The 1,447-nt window shown below is 46.9% G+C and carries 1 pseudogene; it reads left to right on the top strand.

The window, feature by feature from the left end:
* Nucleotides 1-54 precede the first annotated feature (54 nt).
* Nucleotides 55-1,415: pseudogene (locus ACO0KV_RS18315) on the top strand (IS3 family transposase).
* The last annotated feature ends 32 nt before the right edge of the window (nt 1,416-1,447 follow it).

Genomic DNA, 1,447 nt, shown 5'->3' with positions numbered 1-1,447 from the left:
TGAAGTGCCCCCGAAAAGTTGGACATTGTTCCAAATTTTTCGGGGGCATTTTTTATGACCAAATATACAAAGGAATTTCGAATTAAGGTGGTTAGGGCGTACATTGATCGGGGTATGGGACAGAAAACTGTCGGGCGCTTGTTTGGAGTTCATACGAGCATGGTTCGCAAATGGCTAGACCAATATCAGCTGGAAGGAGAAGCTGGACTTGAAGCTAGAGAACGTCATAGGTCATATGCGTACTCGTTCAAAAAGAAGGTGCTACAAGCCGTTTTGGATGAGGGAATATCTCATCGAGAGGCGGCGAAGCGGTTCCGAATCCACACGACGTCGCTTATTGCTCAATGGTTGCGCATTGCCCGTGATCGAGGTATAGATGCCTTACAACTACAATCTAAAGGTAGACCTCCCTTGAAGACAACAAAACGCGACAAGGCAAAGCCGCCTCCAGACGACAAGTCAAAGAGCTACGAACAACTCATTGAAGAGAACGAACAGCTGCGGGCAGAAGTAGCCTATTTAAAAAAGCGGAGAGCCTTAACCTTACAGAAGGCGACACGGCAGGCAAAGCCAGAGTCGTCACAGGATTAAGGCAGCAATTCCAGTTAGCTGTGCTTCTGAAGGTTGCCGGTTTAGCGCGAAGCACCTATTACTATCAAATGCAGGTTGCGACAGCGCCAGACCGGCACTCAGCGTTGAAAGAAAAAATCAAAGCTGTCTATAAGAAACACAAAGGCCGTTACGGGTATCGCCGCGTTCACATGACCTTGTCGAATGAAGGTACTCACGTCAATCACAAGACGGTGTTTAGGCTTATGCAGAATCTTGGCTTGAAATCCCAGATTCGGCGTCAGCGATACAAGTCTTATATGGGCAACGTTGGGCGGGTAGCGCACGACTTATTGAAGCGGCGGTTCCAGGCCAAGCGCCCCAACCAAAAATGGGTCACGGATGTGACGGAATTCAATATCGAAGGAAGCAAGTTATACCTTTCGCCAATACTTGATTTGTATAACGGGGAAATCGTATCGTACCAGATCGCCAAAAGTCCGAAGTTTGAACTGGTAGACAACATGCTCACCAAGGCAATGAAGCGACTGAATAAGGAGGATAAGCCAATTCTACATTCCGATCAGGGCTGGCAATATCAAATGGCTGCCTATCAGATGCGACTGAAACAGCGAGGCATGCGTATCAGCATGTCGAGGAAGGGTAACTGCCTGGATAACGCCGCGATGGAAAGCTTCTTTGGAACCTTAAAATCGGAATGTTTTTACACGAATAAATTCGCAACCGTGTCAGAACTGGAAAAAACACTGCATGAATATATTCGTTATTACAACCATGACCGGATTAAGTTAAAACTAAACGGCCTGAGTCCTGTACAGTACAGAACTCAGGCCGGTAAAACGTAGTAAAAGCCGTCCAACTTTAAGGGTTCACTTCA

The sequence above is a fragment of the Undibacterium sp. RuRC25W genome (assembly GCF_049339825.1).
GTDB lineage: Bacteria > Pseudomonadota > Gammaproteobacteria > Burkholderiales > Burkholderiaceae_D > Undibacterium.
The sequence above is the reverse complement of the archived record's forward strand: the minus strand, read 5'-3'. Positions and strand labels throughout refer to the sequence as shown.